At 64.6% G+C, this 14,839-nt stretch carries 16 protein-coding genes; 10 read left to right on the top strand and 6 right to left on the bottom strand.

Translation table 11 applies throughout. The features are described 5' to 3' along the window. The first annotated feature begins 152 nt into the window (after positions 1-152). Positions 153-1,226, top strand: a complete 1,074-nt coding sequence (locus SE91_RS21255) for a tartrate dehydrogenase (protein WP_060735473.1) — start codon at positions 153-155, stop codon at positions 1,224-1,226. A 72-nt stretch (positions 1,227-1,298) separates the two neighbouring features. Here the strand turns inward: SE91_RS21255 and SE91_RS21250 are convergent, their stop codons facing one another. The 5 genes from SE91_RS21250 to SE91_RS21230 all read right to left on the bottom strand — a co-directional run bounded on the left by SE91_RS21250 (position 1,299) and on the right by SE91_RS21230 (position 6,313). Next, the gene (locus tag SE91_RS21250) at positions 1,299-1,970 is read right to left on the bottom strand and encodes a suppressor of fused domain protein (protein WP_245318487.1); all 672 of its coding nucleotides are present in this window, start codon (positions 1,968-1,970) and stop codon (positions 1,299-1,301) included. Between the two features lie 133 nt (positions 1,971-2,103). Then, positions 2,104-3,177 carry a malate/lactate/ureidoglycolate dehydrogenase gene (locus SE91_RS21245; RefSeq protein WP_061848983.1) on the bottom strand — a complete coding sequence of 358 codons (1,074 nt, stop codon included), beginning with the start codon at positions 3,175-3,177 and terminating at the stop codon, positions 2,104-2,106. A gap of 11 nt (positions 3,178-3,188) precedes the next feature. Continuing rightward, positions 3,189-4,100 (bottom strand): NAD(P)-dependent oxidoreductase, encoded by a 912-nt coding sequence (locus SE91_RS21240; protein WP_061851228.1) that lies wholly within the window; start codon positions 4,098-4,100, stop codon positions 3,189-3,191. Between the two features lie 12 nt (positions 4,101-4,112). Next, positions 4,113-5,363 (bottom strand): Zn-dependent hydrolase, encoded by a 1,251-nt coding sequence (locus SE91_RS21235; RefSeq protein ID WP_061848982.1) that lies wholly within the window; start codon positions 5,361-5,363, stop codon positions 4,113-4,115. A 32-nt stretch (positions 5,364-5,395) separates the two neighbouring features. Continuing rightward, positions 5,396-6,313 (bottom strand): LysR family transcriptional regulator, encoded by a 918-nt coding sequence (locus tag SE91_RS21230; protein ID WP_060735474.1) that lies wholly within the window; start codon positions 6,311-6,313, stop codon positions 5,396-5,398. A 120-nt stretch (positions 6,314-6,433) separates the two neighbouring features. Between SE91_RS21230 and SE91_RS21225 the strand changes: the two genes are divergently transcribed. The 6 genes from SE91_RS21225 to SE91_RS21200 all read left to right on the top strand — a co-directional run bounded on the left by SE91_RS21225 (position 6,434) and on the right by SE91_RS21200 (position 11,897). After that, complete coding sequence (locus SE91_RS21225; protein WP_060735475.1) at positions 6,434-7,249, top strand: putative hydro-lyase; 816 nt, start codon at positions 6,434-6,436, stop codon at positions 7,247-7,249. Between the two features lie 92 nt (positions 7,250-7,341). Continuing rightward, positions 7,342-8,586 (top strand): ABC transporter substrate-binding protein, encoded by a 1,245-nt coding sequence (locus SE91_RS21220; RefSeq protein WP_060735476.1) that lies wholly within the window; start codon positions 7,342-7,344, stop codon positions 8,584-8,586. Positions 8,587-8,619: 33 nt separating this feature from the next. Continuing rightward, positions 8,620-9,498 carry a branched-chain amino acid ABC transporter permease gene (locus SE91_RS21215; protein WP_061848981.1) on the top strand — a complete coding sequence of 293 codons (879 nt, stop codon included), beginning with the start codon at positions 8,620-8,622 and terminating at the stop codon, positions 9,496-9,498. Next, positions 9,498-10,481, top strand: a complete 984-nt coding sequence (locus SE91_RS21210) for a branched-chain amino acid ABC transporter permease (protein ID WP_008550150.1) — start codon at positions 9,498-9,500, stop codon at positions 10,479-10,481. Before SE91_RS21215 ends, SE91_RS21210 begins: the two co-directional genes overlap by 1 nt. Continuing rightward, the gene (locus SE91_RS21205; protein WP_061848980.1) at positions 10,478-11,209 is read left to right on the top strand and encodes an ABC transporter ATP-binding protein; all 732 of its coding nucleotides are present in this window, start codon (positions 10,478-10,480) and stop codon (positions 11,207-11,209) included. Before SE91_RS21210 ends, SE91_RS21205 begins: the two co-directional genes overlap by 4 nt. Further along, positions 11,193-11,897 (top strand): ABC transporter ATP-binding protein, encoded by a 705-nt coding sequence (locus SE91_RS21200; RefSeq protein ID WP_061848979.1) that lies wholly within the window; start codon positions 11,193-11,195, stop codon positions 11,895-11,897. Before SE91_RS21205 ends, SE91_RS21200 begins: the two co-directional genes overlap by 17 nt. 221 nt (positions 11,898-12,118) lie before the next feature. On the opposite strand, the gene otnC is transcribed toward SE91_RS21200, so the two are convergent. Then, a complete protein-coding gene (otnC, locus tag SE91_RS21195; RefSeq protein WP_061848978.1) occupies positions 12,119-12,793 on the bottom strand; it encodes a 3-oxo-tetronate 4-phosphate decarboxylase in 675 nt (224 codons plus the stop codon). Between the two features lie 100 nt (positions 12,794-12,893). Here otnC and ltnD point away from each other — a divergent pair, with 100 nt between their 5' ends. The 3 genes from ltnD to SE91_RS37720 form a co-directional block, all read left to right on the top strand. Beyond that, on the top strand, positions 12,894-13,817 hold the full coding sequence (ltnD, locus tag SE91_RS21190) for an L-threonate dehydrogenase (protein ID WP_502687148.1): 924 nt from the start codon (positions 12,894-12,896) through the stop codon (positions 13,815-13,817). A gap of 14 nt (positions 13,818-13,831) precedes the next feature. Continuing rightward, positions 13,832-14,614 (top strand): 2-oxo-tetronate isomerase, encoded by a 783-nt coding sequence (otnI, locus tag SE91_RS21185; RefSeq protein ID WP_061848976.1) that lies wholly within the window; start codon positions 13,832-13,834, stop codon positions 14,612-14,614. Continuing rightward, positions 14,611-14,839 (top strand): four-carbon acid sugar kinase family protein (locus SE91_RS37720; protein WP_502687147.1); only part of this gene is annotated, 229 nt, incomplete at its 3' end. The genes otnI and SE91_RS37720, both read left to right, overlap by 4 nt.

The following is a 14,839-nucleotide window of genomic DNA, read 5'->3' as shown; positions in this document are numbered from 1 at the left end:
GGGTACTCTCGCGGGATGGAACAGGATCAAACCAGTAGGCGCTCAGTCGCGCCATCGTCAACATTGCAGTGCAGCGTTGCGCTGCCGCCGCGTTTGGTCCATTGCAAGGCGATCAAAGGCGGCGGCTGCCGAACCAACCAAGGACGTTCTCGATGAGCAAGAAACAATACCGGATCGCAGTCATTCCCGGCGACGGCATCGGCAAGGAAGTGATGCCCGAGGGCCTGCGCGTCCTCGAGGCGGCGGCGAAGAAGCACGGGGTCGCCGTGCATTTCGACCATTTCGACTTCTCGTCCTGGGACTATTACGAGAAGCACGGCCAGATGATGCCGGACGATTGGAAGGAAAAGATCGGCAAGCACGACGCGATCTATTTTGGCGCCGTCGGCTGGCCCGCCAAGATTCCGGATCACGTCTCGCTGTGGGGCTCGCTGATCAAATTTCGCCGCGAGTTCGACCAGTACGTGAACCTGCGCCCGGTCCGGCTGATGCCCGGCGTGCCGTCGCCGCTGGCGAACCGCAAGCCCGGCGATATCGACTTCTGGGTGGTGCGCGAGAACACGGAAGGTGAATATTCCTCCGTCGGCGGGCGCATGTTCCCGGATACCGACCGCGAGTTCGTGACGCAGCAGACGGTGATGACCCGCACCGGCGTCGACCGCATCCTGAAATTCGCCTTCGAGCTCGCCCAGTCGCGGCCGAAGAAGCACCTGACTTCGGCGACGAAGTCGAACGGCATCTCCATCACCATGCCCTATTGGGACGAGCGCGTGGAGGCGATGGCCAAGAAGTTTCCCGGCGTGAAGTGGGACAAGTACCACATCGACATCCTGACCGCGAACTTCGTGCTGCATCCGGATTGGTTCGACGTCGTGGTCGGCTCCAACCTGTTCGGCGACATTCTCTCCGACCTCGGCCCGGCCTGCACCGGCACCATCGGTATCGCTCCGTCAGGCAATATCAATCCGGAGGGGGATTTCCCCTCGGTGTTCGAGCCCGTGCACGGCTCGGCGCCCGATATCGCAGGGCAGGGCATCGCCAATCCGATCGGCATGATCTGGTCGGGTGCGATGATGCTCGAACATCTCGGCGAGAAGGAAGCCGGCAAATCGATCGTCGAGGCGATCGAGCGCACGCTCGCCGAGCGCACGCTGCGCACCAAGGATCTCGGCGGCAACGCCGACACCACTGCGTGCGGCAAGGCGGTCGCGGATATGGTGGACTGAAGCGAATTGGGTAGGGTGGGTTCGCCGGCGGCTGCGCAAAGCGCAGGCCGCTGGCATAACTCACCCCTTCGACTACACGTACGACTTCCGCGCCGGATCGAAGATCGGCGGATAGTCGTTCTCGTCGAGGAGATCGAGAAACGGATCCAGTCCCTCGGACTTGATCAGTGCGAGTTCCTGATGCGAGATCAGGTTTACGGTCAGGAACTCCACTGGATCGCCCGCGATCTCCAGCGTTTCGGCAATCCGCTTGTCGGGAGCGATGATCGGCGTGAGAAACAGAAAAGTCTCGAAGTCCGTTCCTGCAACCGGCGGTCTCGGCAACGCGACCCGGTGACCGAGGCCGAACCAGGTAGAGTCGATGAACGGCAGGTTGGCGAGCCAGCGCAGATTGGCGCAAATCTCCTCCGTCGGCTCGCGGACGTACCACATCAGCTCGGCGCGAGGCTTGGCGTCGCCATGTACCCCAGGCATCCGCTGCTCGCTCATGCCGTTGGTCAGAAGGATATAGCCTTCGTCGGAGCCCTCCTGGCACTCCGGTACGAAATCGCGGCCAAAGGCATGGATGTCGATGCGGCGTTCTGTGCTGTCCGTGAATGTGCGCTCGGGTTCGTCGAGCTCGCTTTCATAAATGGCGAGCCGTTGCAGGTAGAGGTCGGAGGCGTGCTGCCGATTTGAACCGGACACGAACTTTGCGAGACGGGAGAGTATGTGAACCCCTGGGGCGGATAGAGGCCGGGACATCCGCGTTGTCGCAATGCGAAGCGGGGCGGTTCAATCCGCACCGCAGGTGCGCCGACGTTTTCGCCGCGGTCCAGTTTCTCTTGCGCAATTTTGCATGAGATCGGGGCACGCCGAGGGACCCGCCTCTTCCCGACTAGCTCGCGATCTTCTCGATCGTCGCCTGGTCCAGCCCAAACTTCTTCCCGGACTCCAGAATGTCCTGCCAGGTGGTCGGGTCGACCGGAATGCCTTCGGCGAGGCGATTCTTCTTGGTCTCGCGCTCGGGTTCGCCGGCGATCTTGACCTTGTCGATGCCGGGGCCGGGTGACGAGGCGGTGTGCCAGGCGACGAAGCTCTCGACCTCGCGTGCGAGGTTCTCGCCGGTGCCGAGCTTATCCGGGTCGATGACGATCGAGAGCATACCGTTGAGGACGTTGTATTTGCCGTCGGACGGGCCCTTGACCACCTGTCCGCCGGTGAGCGCGCCGCCGAGGATTTCGCACACCAGCGCGAGACCCGAACCCTTGTGCTCGCCGAACGGCAGGATGGCACCGTATGGCGGGATCACGGTATAGCGCGGATTAACGGTGGGCTTGCCTTCATTGTCGATAATGGTGCCGGGCTCGAGTTCGACGCCCTTGTTGTGGGCGACGCGGGTCTTGCCCTGCGCGATCCTGCTGGTGGCGAAGTCGAGCACAATCGGGTCCTTGCCCCTGCGCGGGATGCCGACGCAGAACGGGTTGGTGCCGTGGCGAGCATCGCTGCCGCCCCAGGGCGCCACGATCGGGCGTGAGATCACGTTGACGAAGTGGATCGAGACCAGCCCGTGGTCGATGCACTGCTCGGCCCAGTGGCCGATCCGGCCGATGTGATGGGAGTTGGAGAGGCCAACGAGACACACGCCGTTGCGCTTGGCGCGCTCGGCGGCCAGCTCCATCGCTTCATGGCCGATCACTTGGCCGTAGCCGGTGAGGCCGTCGAGGGTGAGCAGCGGACCGGTGTCGAGGACGATCTTGACGTGCTGGTTCACGGCGAGACCGCCCGTGGTGACGCTCTGCACATAGCGCGGAATCATGCCGACGCCGTGCGAGTCGTGCCCCCTAAGATTGGCCTCGACGAGATTGGTGGCGACGAGCTCGGCCTCACGGTCCGAGGAGCCGCCGGCCTTGACGATGGCATGGATGGCGCTGGTGAGCGGCTCTGCCTTGATGATGCGATAGTCGGCCATTGTTGTTGCTTTTATCCCTTCACGATCCGGCGGCAGTGCTCCCATGCCGCGCCAATCAGGTTCTCGCTCGCCTCCGGCGTACGGAAGGCCGAATGCGCCGACAGCGTCACGTTAGGCAATTTCGTGAGCGGATGATCGCCCGGCAGCGGCTCGATGTTGAAGACGTCGAGGCCGGCATGGCGGATGTGGCCCGACTTCAGTGCGTCGATCATGGCGGCCTCGTCGACGATCGCGGCGCGGGCGGTGTTGACGAGGATGACGCCGGGCTTCATCGCAAAGATCTTCTCGCGCGTGATCATGCCGCGCGTCTCGTCGTTGAGCAGCAGATGCAGCGACACGACGTCGCTCTTCGCCAGCACGGTATCGAGATCGGTGAACTCCACGCCCGCGTGGCTCTTCGGCGAGCGATTCCAGGCGATCACCTTCATGCCGCTGCCGGAGGCGATGCGCGCAACTTCCGCCGCGATGCCGCCGAAGCCGATCAGGCCGAGCGTCTTGCCGGTGAGCTGCATGCCGTCCTCGCGCAGCCAATTGCCGCCGCGCATCTCGCGATCCATCATCGCGATGACGCGGGCCGAGGCCCACATCAACGCGATCGCGGATTCCGCCACTGCGGTGTCGCCATAGCCCTTGATCAGATGCACGGAGATGCCGAGCTCGGCGAGTTCCTCCGGATTCATGTAGCTGCGCGCGCCGGTGCCGAGGAACACGACGTGCTTCAGCCCGGTGCACTTCTTCGCGACCTCGGTCGGCAGTGCCGTATGATCGACGATGGCGATCTCGGCGCCGTCGAGGATTTCAGGATATTGCTCGGGCTTGATGTCGGGGTTCCTGTGGATCCGGACCTTGGGATCCCCAGGCTTCTCCAGCCGCTCCATGATCACGGCAAGCGCTTCATTGGCGTCGACGAAAACTCCGCGCATATTCGTCTCCAATCAGGATGCGACGCCGGCGATCGCCAGCACGGTATGCATGAGAACGTTGGTGCCCGCGGCGCAGTCCGGCTGCGTCGCATCCTCCAGCTCATTATGGCTGATGCCGTCCTTGCAGGGAACGAACACCATGGCCGCCGGCATGACGGTGTTGAGGTTGCAGGCGTCGTGGCCGGCGCCGGAGGTGATGCGGCGCGAGGAATAGCCGAGCGTCTTCGCCGCGTTCTCGACCGCGGCGATGAGCTTGGGATCGAAATGCGTCGGCGGCTTGCGCCAGACCAGGTCGATCTTGACGTCGACTTTGCGGCGCCCGGCGATCTCGGCAATGGCGGCGCGCAAGTCGCGATCGAGCGCGTCCATGATGGCGCCGTCGGCACTGCGGCAATCCATGGTGAAGGCGATCTCGCCGGGAATGACGTTGCGCGAAGGATTGGCGATGACGGCCTCGCCGATGGTGCCGACCGCGTTCGGCCCATGCTTCTTGGCGATGGCCTCCATCGCCAGCACAATCTCCGACAGCGTCGCCAGCGCGTCGCGCCGCAGCGGCATCGGCGTCGAGCCGGCATGGCTCTCGAAGCCGGAAATCTTGCCGTCGTACCAGAGCACGCCCTGGCCGGAATCGACCACGCCGATGGTCTTGCCTTCGGCCTCGAGGATCGGACCCTGCTCGATGTGCAGCTCGACAAAGCAGCCGAGCTTCTGGAAGCCGACCGGCTTGTCGCCGCGATAGCCGATGCCGTCGAGCGCCTGGCCGACCGTGGTGCCCTCGGCGTCCTTGCGCGACAAAATGTCGTCCGTGGTGAAGTCGCCGACATAGGCGGCGGAGGCCATCATCGCAGGTGCGAAGCGCGAGCCTTCCTCGTTGGTCCAGTTCACGACGCAGATCGGCGCCTCGGTCTCGATGCCGGCGTCGTTCAACGTGCGGATCACTTCCAGCGCGCCGAGCGTCCCCAAAATACCGTCATACTTGCCGCCGGTCGGCTGGGTGTCGAGATGCGAGCCGATGCCGACGGGCAGCTTCGACATGTCGCGACCCTTGCGCAGGCCGAACTGCGAGCCGAGCGCGTCGACATGGACCTCCAAGCCCGCGTCTTCGCAGGCCTTGCGGAACCAGTCGCGCACCTGCTTGTCTTCGTTGCTCAGCGTCAGCCGCCGCACGCCGCCTTTGGCCGTCGCACCGAACTTTGCGGTCTCGTGGATTGAGCCCCAGAGGCGGGCGGAATCGATTTGCAGATTGGTGGCGGCTCGGCTCATGCGGTCGTTCTCTCTCTTGTCCGGCGCCTTTTTCAATGGCGCGCCAGCGCGGGCGCGTCAACCGCGAGGCTGCTCTGCGCAATCTGCCGGGCGAGCTCAGCGACGCGCTCCACGGCGACGACGTCGGGCGAGGCGAGCCAGCTCGCGGTGAAGGTGAGGGGCGCGATCGCAAGATCGGTATCGAGCAGTTGCAGACGGCCGTCAGCCAGCTCGTTCTCGACGATGGCGTCGGGGATCACGGCGATGCCGAGCCCCTCGATCGCCATGTGGATCACGGTCGCGAGCGAGGCGGAGGCATGCAGCCGGATCGGCGGCAGCTCCGGCCGGTCGAACACCTCGCGCACGACCTCGTAGGGCTTGGTCTTGCGCGGGAAAGTGATGATCGGAAACCGCGCGAGCTGCGCCGGCGTCAAGGGGCCCTTGCCGAGCCCGAGCGAGGGGCTGGCGAGGAAGCCGATCGGATAGTCGGCGAGCACGCGATTATGCACGCCGGAAGCGGATAGCGGCCCGACGACGAAGGCGAGCTCGATCTCCTGCGCGAGCAGGCGCGCGGTGAGGTTCGGCGTGATGTCGACCTCGATCTCCAGCGACAGGTTCGGATAGATCTCGTTGACGCTCTTCACCAGCCGCGGCAGCCAGGTGTGCACGATGGTCTCGGCGACGCCGAGCCGCATCACGCCGCGCATCGCGGAAGCATCGCCGATCTCCGCCATCATCTGAGCGCGCAGGCCGATCAGCTTCTCGGCGTAGACCATCATCTGCCGGCCGCTCGGGGTCGGTGAGGCCACGCGATGATCGCGGTTGAGCAGCTTCACGCCCATCTCGCGTTCGAGCTGGGCGATGCGCTGGGAGATCGCCGGTTGGGTCGTATTGAGGCGTTGAGCGGCGCCGCGAAAGCTGCCGAGCTTCACAACCCAGAGGAACGTCTCGATCGACCTGAAGTCCAGCATTGGAAGGATTTTCCCAGTCGATAAAATAGATTTATCGAGATTGATTAGAAACGACGATTAGACTTTATAGCACGCTTGGTGTTGGCTTGTCTTTGTCGAGTTTATAGGCAGGTCGATCACATGACTGTTTTGGTGGCAGCGCAGCAAACTGAAACGCCCGACGCCCTTCCGAGCCGCAAGGCTCGGCTCGCCTACCGCGGGGGATTGGTCGCCTCCACCGCCGGCGTGGCTCCAGGCTTCGTCCAGGGCAATCTGGCGATCCTGCCGGCCGAATATGCCGGCGCCTTCCACCGCTTCTGCCAGCTCAATCCGAAGCCGTGCCCGATCATCGGCATGTCCGACGTCGGCAGCCCTTTCATCCCGTCGCTGGGCGCCGATCTCGACATCCGCACCGACGTGCCGCGCTACCGGGTCTGGCGCGACGGCGAGGTCGTGGACGAGCCGACCGACGTCACCAAGCATTGGCGCGACGACCTCGTCACCTTCGTGCTCGGCTGCTCCTTCTCCTTCGAAGAAGCGCTGCTCGACGAGGGCATGCCGATCCGCCACATCGAGCAGAACGTGCGCGTGCCGATGTACCGCACCAACATCGCTTGCGGCGAGGCCGGTCCGTTCGCCGGTCCCATGGTGGTGTCGATGCGTCCGTTCAAGCCGGCGGATGCGATCCGTGCGGTGCAGATCACCTCGCGTTATCCCGCCGTGCACGGTGCTCCCGTGCATCTCGGCCATCCGCATCTGATCGGCATCAAGGACATCGCCAAGCCCGACTACGGCGATCCGGTGCCGGTTGCCGATGACGAGATCCCGGTGTTCTGGGCTTGCGGCGTGACGCCGCAATCGGTCATCAACGCTGCCAAGCTGCCGTTCGCCATCACGCATTCGCCCGGCCTGATGCTGGTGACGGATATGAAGAACAGGACCATGGCCGTGATATAGTAGGCAGCATCTGCTGCTTGTTCGAGCTTTACGCCATCTGACAATCGTTTCATGCGATACACGCAAAATTCGAATAATAGGGGACTTTGCCAATGACGATCACTCGCCGCGACGTTCTGCTCGGAGCCACCGCCGCTGCCGCGCTGCTGCCGCTAGCCGCGCGCGCGCAAACTTCTGAAGTGGTGATCGGCGCGACCTATCCGTTGTCGGGGTCCGGCGCCCAGGTGGGTGTCGATGCGCAGCGCGCGTTCGAGACGGCGGTCGACATCATCAACAACGACCAGGACCTCGACCTTCCGCTCGCCAAGGGCGTCGGCTTGCCGGGTCTCGGTGGCGCCAAGATCCGTCTCGTCTATGCCGACACCCAGGGCGACCCGCAGAAGGGGCGGGCCGAAGCCGAGCGCCTGATCACGCAGGAAAAGGTCTGCGCCATCCTCGGTACCTATCAAAGCGCGGTCGCGGTCACGATCAGCCAGATCTGCGAACGCTACCAGACTCCGTTCATCTCGGCGGACAACTCCTCGCCGAGCCTGCATCGCCGCGGCCTGAAATACTATTTCCGCGCCTCGCCGCATGACGAGATGTTCTCGGCGGGGATGTTCGACTTCCTCGATGCGATGAAGAAGAAGGGCGCCAAGGCGAATACGCTGGCGCTGTTCCACGAAGACACGATCTTCGGCACCGACTCCGCCAACGCACAGACCAGGCTCGCCAACGAGCGCGGCTACAAGATCGTCGCCGACATCAAGTACCGCGCCAACTCGCCGTCGCTCTCGGCCGAGGTGCAGCAGCTCAAGGCCGCCAATGCCGACGTGCTGATGCCGTCGAGCTACACCACCGACGGCATCCTGCTGGTCAAGACCATGGCCGAGCTCGGATACAAGCCGAACGCCATCGTGGCGCAGGCCGCCGGCTTCTCCGAGAAGGCGCTGTACGACGCGGTCGGCGACAAGCTCGAGGGCGCGATCACCCGCGGCAGCTTCTCTCTCGATCTCGCCGCGAAGCGCCCGATGGTCGGCAAGATCAACGATCTGTTCAAGGCGAAGTCGGGCAAGGACCTCAACGACAACACGTCGCGGCAGTTCATGGCCATGATCATCATGGCTGATGCCATCAATCGCGCCAAATCCACCGACGGCGAGAAGATCCGCGACGCGCTGGCCGCGACCGAGATGCCGGGCGAGCAGACCATCATGCCCTGGAAGCGCGTCAAGTTCGACGAGATGGGCCAGAACAACGACGCCGACCCGGTGCTCCTGCAGTATGTCGGCGGCAAGTTCGTCACCATCTTCCCGACGCAGGCGGCGGTGGCCGATGCGATCTGGCCGATGAAATAAGCGATCAGGCGACCGGGCGGGGGACGAAGCCACGTGACAGCCGAAACTATTATCCAGAGTCTTTCGAGCGGCCTCTTGATGGGGCTGCTCTACGGACTGATCGCCGTTGGCCTGGCGTTGATCTTCGGCCTGATGGACGTCGTCAACTTCGCCCACGGCGAATTCCTGATGCTCGCGATGTACGTGACGTTCTTCCTGTTCACGTTCTTCGCGATCGATCCGCTGCTGTCGGCGCCACTGGCCGCCGCCGCCTTGTTTGTGCTGGGGGCGGCGGTCTATCTCGTGATCGTGCGGTTTGCGATGCGCGCCAAGGCCAATGTCGGCATGGTGCAGATCTTCGCGACCTTTGGCCTTGCGATCGTGATGCGCGGCCTGGCGCAGCTGTTTTTCACGGCCGACTATCGCAGCGTCCCCAACTCATGGCTCGGCGGCAAGACGGTTTCGGTCGCCGGCATCTTCCTTCCGCAGCCGCAGCTGTTCGGCGCGCTGGTCGCGATCGCCGCGTTCGGCGGGCTCTACCTCTTCATCAACCGCACCGATTTCGGCCGCGCGCTGGAGGCGACCCGTGAGGATCCCGGCGCGGTGGCCCTCGTCGGCATCGACAAGAACCGGGTGTTCGCGCTCGGCTGGGGCATTGGCGGCGCGCTGGTCGGGCTTGCCGGCGCCATCATGGCGACCTTCTTCTACATTTATCCCGACGTCGGCGCATCCTTTGCGCTGATCGCCTATGTCACGGTGGCGCTCGGCGGCTTCGGTAGCGTGTTCGGCGCCTTTGCCGGCGGCATCATCGTCGGCCTGGTCGAAGCCACCACCGCGTTGATCCTGCCGCCATCGTTGAAGTCGGTCGGCATCTACGCGGTCTATCTGCTCGTCGTGTTCATCCGGCCGCGTGGCCTGTTCGGGTCGATGTGATGGATACGAATTTCGTCGAGCGGCGCCGCCGCGACCTCATCACTGCTGCGGGCCTCGCGGCCGTCGCAGCGATCGTGCCGTTGTTCGTCAAGGACGTCTACGTCCAGAACATCATGGTGCTGACGCTGATGTACGCGGCGTTGTCGCAGAGCTGGAACATCCTGTCCGGCTATTGCGGGCAGATCTCGCTGGGGCACGCGCTGTATTTCGGGCTCGGGGCCTACACCACTGCGCTGCTGTTCACCAAGTTCGGCGTGCTGCCATGGTTCGGCATGATCGCCGGCGGGCTGATCTCGGCCGTAATCGCCATGGCGCTGGGCTATCCCTGCTTCCGCCTCGGCGGCCACTACTTCGCGATCGCCACCATCGTGATCGCCGAGATCGGATTGCTCTTGATCCAGAACTGGGACTGGGCGGGCGCAGCGCTAGGCATCGACATTCCCGTGCGCGGCGACAGCTGGCTGAAATTCCAGTTCACGCGCTCGAAACTGCCATACTTCTACTTCGCGCTGGCGCTCGCCTGCGTCGCCTGGTTCGTCACCTGGTGGCTGGAAGATTCCAAATGGGGCTATTGGTGGCGGGCGGTGAAGGACAATCCGCAGGCGGCCGAGAGCCTTGGCGTCGTCGTGTTCAACTCGAAGATGGGCGCTGCGGCGGTCTCCGCCTTCCTGGTCGCGGTCGGCGGCAGCTTCTATGCGCAGTTCGTCTCCTATATCGACCCCGGAAGCGTCATGGGCTTCCAATTCTCGCTATTAATGGCGTTGCCGGCGGTGCTGGGCGGCATCGGCACGCTGTGGGGGCCGCTGCTCGGCGCCGTGATCCTGATCCCGCTCACTGAACTCACGCGCTCCTATATCGGCGGCTCCGGCCGCGGCGTCGATCTCATCGTCTATGGCACGCTGATCGTGCTGATCTCGCTGGCTTTGCCGCAGGGGCTGGTGAGCCTGTTCTCGCGTTCAAAAGCGAAGGGAGCCACGCGGTGACCGCGCTCCTTGAAACCCGCGGCGTCTGGCAGCGGTTCGGCGGCCTCGTCGCCAACAGCGATGTTTCGATCACGGTCGGACGCGGCGAGATCGTCGGCCTGATCGGGCCGAACGGCGCCGGCAAGTCGACGCTGTTCAATCTGATCGCCGGCGTGCTGCCGCCGACGCAAGGCTCGATTCTATTCGACGGCGAGGATGTCACCAGCTTGCCGGCGGCCGAGCGTTGCCAGCGTGGGGTTGGGCGGACCTTCCAGGTGGTCAAGAGCTTCGAGAGCATGAGTGTCATCGACAACGTCATCGTCGGGGCGCTCCTGCGCAACACCGTGATGCGCGAAGCGCGCCGCAAGGCGCATGAGGTGCTGGAGTTCACCGGCCTTGCCGCGCGCGCCGACGTGCTCGCGAGCGACCTCGTGCCGGCCGAAAAGCGCCGCCTCGAAGTCGCCCGTGCGCTCGCGACCGAGCCAAAATTGCTGCTGCTCGACGAAGTCCTCACCGGTCTCACGCCGACCGAAGCGCAGACCGGCGTGGCGCTGGTGCGCAAGGTGCGCGATGCCGGCATCACCGTCTTGATGGTCGAGCATGTCATGGAGATCGTCATGCCCTTGGTCGATCGGGCCATCGTGCTCGACCTCGGCAAGGTGCTCGTCGAGGGCAAGCCCGCCGACGTCGTCCGCGATCCCAAGGTGATCAAGGCATATCTGGGAGATCGTCATGCTGTGGGTGCGTGAAGTCACGACGGCCTACCAGGGCTTGGTCGCGATCTCCGCGGTCTCGATCGAGGTCCAAAAGGGCGAGATCGTCTGCGTCGCCGGCGCCAACGGCGCGGGCAAGTCGACGCTGCTCAAATCCATCGCCGGCGCCGAGCGCCTGCGTTCGGGCACCGTGACGTTCGACGGCAAGCGCCTCGACGGCATGGCGCAGCATCACATCACGGCCACCGGCATCGCCTACGTGCCGGAGAACCGCCGGCTGTTTCCACGTCTGTCGGTGCGCGATAACCTTCGCCTCGGCAGTTATCTCTACCGGGGCGCAGCGAACCGCGAAGAGCCGCTCGATCTCGTCTTCAGGCTGTTCCCGCGCCTTCAGGAGCGTTTGGAGCAGCGCGCCGAGACGCTCTCCGGCGGCGAGCAGCAGATGCTCGCGATCGGCCGCGCGCTGATGACGCGCCCGCGGCTGTTGATGCTGGATGAGCCCTCGCAGGGCATCATGCCCAAGCTGGTGGATGAAATCTTCCAGGCCGTGAAGCTCATCCGCGACACCGGCATGACCGTCCTGATCGTCGAGCAGCGCATGGCGGAGTGCCTGGAGATCGCCGACCGCGCCTACATCCTGCAAACCGGCCGTGTGCTGATGCAGGGCGCGGCAGCCGAGATCAGGGGCAATCCGGACGTGCGCAAAGCGTATCTGGGGCTGTAGCTTTCTGGTCTGTAGCCACAAGCTCAGCCGTCATCCTGAGGTGCGCGCCCTTGCGCGCCTCGAAGGATGGGCCGCGAGCGCCTAGCCCATCCTTCGAGGCTTCACCTTGCGATGCATGGCATCGCAAGGCTCGCACCTCAGGATGACGTCGGTGGATGTGGTGGCCGCCGTCCGCCGCATCGTCGCAAGGGCCCCTCGCAATGACGAAGACAGAGCCGGGCTCAATGCCCGTGCCCATGCTCCGGCAGCGCCACCCCGAACACCTTCACCAGATCCGTCACCTGCTCCGGTGACAAATACCGCGGGTTCATCCCGCGCAGCAGCAGATACAGCTTCGCCGTCTCCTCCAGCTCCTCCGTCGCGAACACGGCCGCTTCCAGCGTGTCGCCGGCAACCACCGGGCCGTGATTGGCGAGCAGCACGGATGAGTATTTCCCCGCCAGCCCCTTGATCGCATCGGCAACCGCAGGATCGCCGGGCCGGTAATAGGGCACGAGCGCAGTGGCGCCGCATTTCATCAAATAATAGGCTGTCATCGGCGGCAGCGCGGCGCGTGGGTCGATCTCGGGCAGCATCGAGAGCGCGACCGAATGGGTGGAGTGCAGATGCACGATCGCGCGCGCACTGCCGCGCGTGTCGTAAAGCGCGGTGTGCAGAGGAACTTCCTTGGTCGGGGCATCGCCCGAAACCAGCCGGCCCTGGCTATCCAGCCGCGACAGCTTCGCCGGATCGAGGAAGCCGAGCGAGGCGTTGGTCGGCGTCACCAGCCAGCCGCCATCGTCCATTCTCACGCTGATATTGCCAGAGGAGCCCGGCGTCAGCCCACGCTCGAACAGGGACCGTCCGAAGCGGCAGATATCCTCGCGCAGCCTTGTCTCGTTGCTCATGGCCGTCATGCCTGCTTGTCTCACGCTTTGGCAGGGCGGCCAAGCCGTGTTATTCGGTTGCCAAGCTGCCGCAAAGGGCGGCTATTCGGGAAACGCTCGCAAGGGTCAGTTGCATATGTCCGCCTCCACGTCACAAAATCAGCGTATCGCCGTCGTCGGGCTCGGCTCGATGGGATACGGCATGGCGACTTCGCTGAAGCGCGCCGGCCATGCCGTTACTGGCTGCGACGTCTCGGCCGACGCCGTCGCGCGTTTCGTGACGGACGGCGGCGCGGGCGCAAAGACGCCGGCCGAAGCAGCCAAAGCTGCCGAAATCGTCGTCAGCGTCGTGGTCAATGCCGCCCAGACCGAGGCCATCCTGTTCGGCAAGGATGGCGCGGCTGAGACCATGCCGAAGGACAGCGTCTTCATATCCTCGGCGACTATGGACCCGGACGTGGCGCGGCGCCTCGCCAAGCAGCTGGAGGCGACCGGCCGGCACTATCTGGATGCGCCGATCTCCGGCGGGGCGCAGCGTGCCGCGCAAGGCGAGCTGACCATCCTCGCCTCCGGCAGCGCCGCCGCTTTTGCCACGGCGCGGCCCGCGCTCGACGCCATGGCCGCAAAGCTCTACGAGCTCGGCGATGCCGCGGGGCAGGGGGCGGCTTTCAAGATGATCAACCAGCTCCTCGCCGGCGTGCATATCGCGGCCGCCAGCGAAGCGATGGCTTTCGCGGCCAAGCAGGGCCTCGACATCCGCAAGGTCTATGAGGTGATCACGGCTTCCGCCGGCAATTCCTGGATGTTCGAGAATCGGATGCCGCATGTGCTCGACGGCGATTACACGCCGCGCAGCGCGGTCGAGATTTTCGTCAAGGACCTCGGCATCATCCAGGACATGGCGCGTAGTGCCAGATTCCCGGTGCCGGTCTCAGCCGCCGCGCTTCAGATGTTCCTGATGACGGCAGCCGCGGGCATGGGCCGCGATGACGATGCGTCAGTGGCGCGGATGTATGCGCAGGTCACCGGCGTGAAGCTTCCCGGCGACAAGTAAGCAAGAGGACTCCAATGCCCCGTTTTGCCGCCAACCTCTCGATGATGTTCACCGAGGTGCCGTTCCTCGAACGCTTCGATGCCGCCGCCCAGGCCGGCTTCACCGCCGTCGAGTTTCTCTTTCCCTATGAGCATCCGGCCGAGGTGGTCGGCGAGCGGCTCAAACGCAACGGTCTGACCCAAGCGCTGTTCAACCTGCCGCCGGGTGATTGGAACGCCGGCGAGAAGGGTTTTGCGGCGCTTCCCTCGCGCTTCAATGATCTCAAGGCAAGCCTGGAGACGGCGCTGCCCTATGCCAAGGCGACCGGCGTCAAGCGCCTGCACCTGATGGCGGGCATCGCCAATCGCGGCGAGCGCGTCGCGATCGAGGCCTTCTACAAATCGGTGGCGTGTGCTGCGGAGTTCTTCGCGCCCCACGGTATCGACGTCGTGATCGAGCCGATCAATGCGCGCAACGTGCCCGGCTATTTCCTCAACGATTTCGGCTTCGCGCGCGACTTGATCCAGGAGCTCCGCCTTCCAAACCTGAAGCTCCAATTCGACATCTATCACTGCGGGATCATTCACGGCGACGTCACCATGCGGCTGCGCGAGATGATGCCGATCATCGGTCACGTCCAGATCGCCAGCATCCCGTCCCGCAACGAGCCCGACGGCGAGGAGCTGAACTATCCGTTCCTGTTCGAAGAGCTCGACCGGCTCGGCTATGCCGGCTTCGTTGGCTGCGAATACAATCCCCGCGGTAAGACCACCGATGGGCTCGCCTGGTTCAGGCCTTATGCTGGAGTGAAGCCGTGACTCTTGCGCTGGGCTGCATCGCCGACGACTACACCGGCGCCTCCGACCTCGCCAACACGCTGACGCGCGCGGGCTTGCGCACCGTCCAGACCATCGGCGTGCCGGCGGACGATCTCGCGCTGCCCGAGGTCGACGCCGTCGTGGTGTCGCTCAAGAGCCGCTCGATCCAGGCAGGCCTGGCCGTGTCGCGCTCGCGCGCGGCGGAGAGATGGCTGCGCGGCCGCG

Origin of the sequence: Bradyrhizobium sp. DOA1 (assembly GCF_001593325.1) — a bacterium.
Taxonomy (GTDB): Bacteria; Pseudomonadota; Alphaproteobacteria; order Rhizobiales; family Xanthobacteraceae; genus Bradyrhizobium.
This window is presented reverse-complemented; position numbering and strand designations above follow the sequence as displayed.

Coding starts and splice junctions, on each gene's coding strand:
- SE91_RS21220 (WP_060735476.1), top strand. CDS start 7,342: ATGACGATCACTCGCCGCGACGTTCTGCTCGGAGCCACCGCCGCTGCC.
- SE91_RS21240 (WP_061851228.1), bottom strand. CDS start 4,100: ATGCGCGGAGTTTTCGTCGACGCCAATGAAGCGCTTGCCGTGATCATG.
- SE91_RS21200 (WP_061848979.1), top strand. CDS start 11,193: ATGCTGTGGGTGCGTGAAGTCACGACGGCCTACCAGGGCTTGGTCGCG.
- SE91_RS21230 (WP_060735474.1), bottom strand. CDS start 6,313: ATGCTGGACTTCAGGTCGATCGAGACGTTCCTCTGGGTTGTGAAGCTC.
- SE91_RS21250 (WP_245318487.1), bottom strand. CDS start 1,970: ATGTCCCGGCCTCTATCCGCCCCAGGGGTTCACATACTCTCCCGTCTC.
- otnI (WP_061848976.1), top strand. CDS start 13,832: ATGCCCCGTTTTGCCGCCAACCTCTCGATGATGTTCACCGAGGTGCCG.
- SE91_RS21235 (WP_061848982.1), bottom strand. CDS start 5,363: ATGAGCCGAGCCGCCACCAATCTGCAAATCGATTCCGCCCGCCTCTGG.
- SE91_RS21245 (WP_061848983.1), bottom strand. CDS start 3,177: ATGGCCGACTATCGCATCATCAAGGCAGAGCCGCTCACCAGCGCCATC.
- SE91_RS21225 (WP_060735475.1), top strand. CDS start 6,434: ATGACTGTTTTGGTGGCAGCGCAGCAAACTGAAACGCCCGACGCCCTT.
- SE91_RS21210 (WP_008550150.1), top strand. CDS start 9,498: ATGGATACGAATTTCGTCGAGCGGCGCCGCCGCGACCTCATCACTGCT.
- SE91_RS21255 (WP_060735473.1), top strand. CDS start 153: ATGAGCAAGAAACAATACCGGATCGCAGTCATTCCCGGCGACGGCATC.
- otnC (WP_061848978.1), bottom strand. CDS start 12,793: ATGACGGCCATGAGCAACGAGACAAGGCTGCGCGAGGATATCTGCCGC.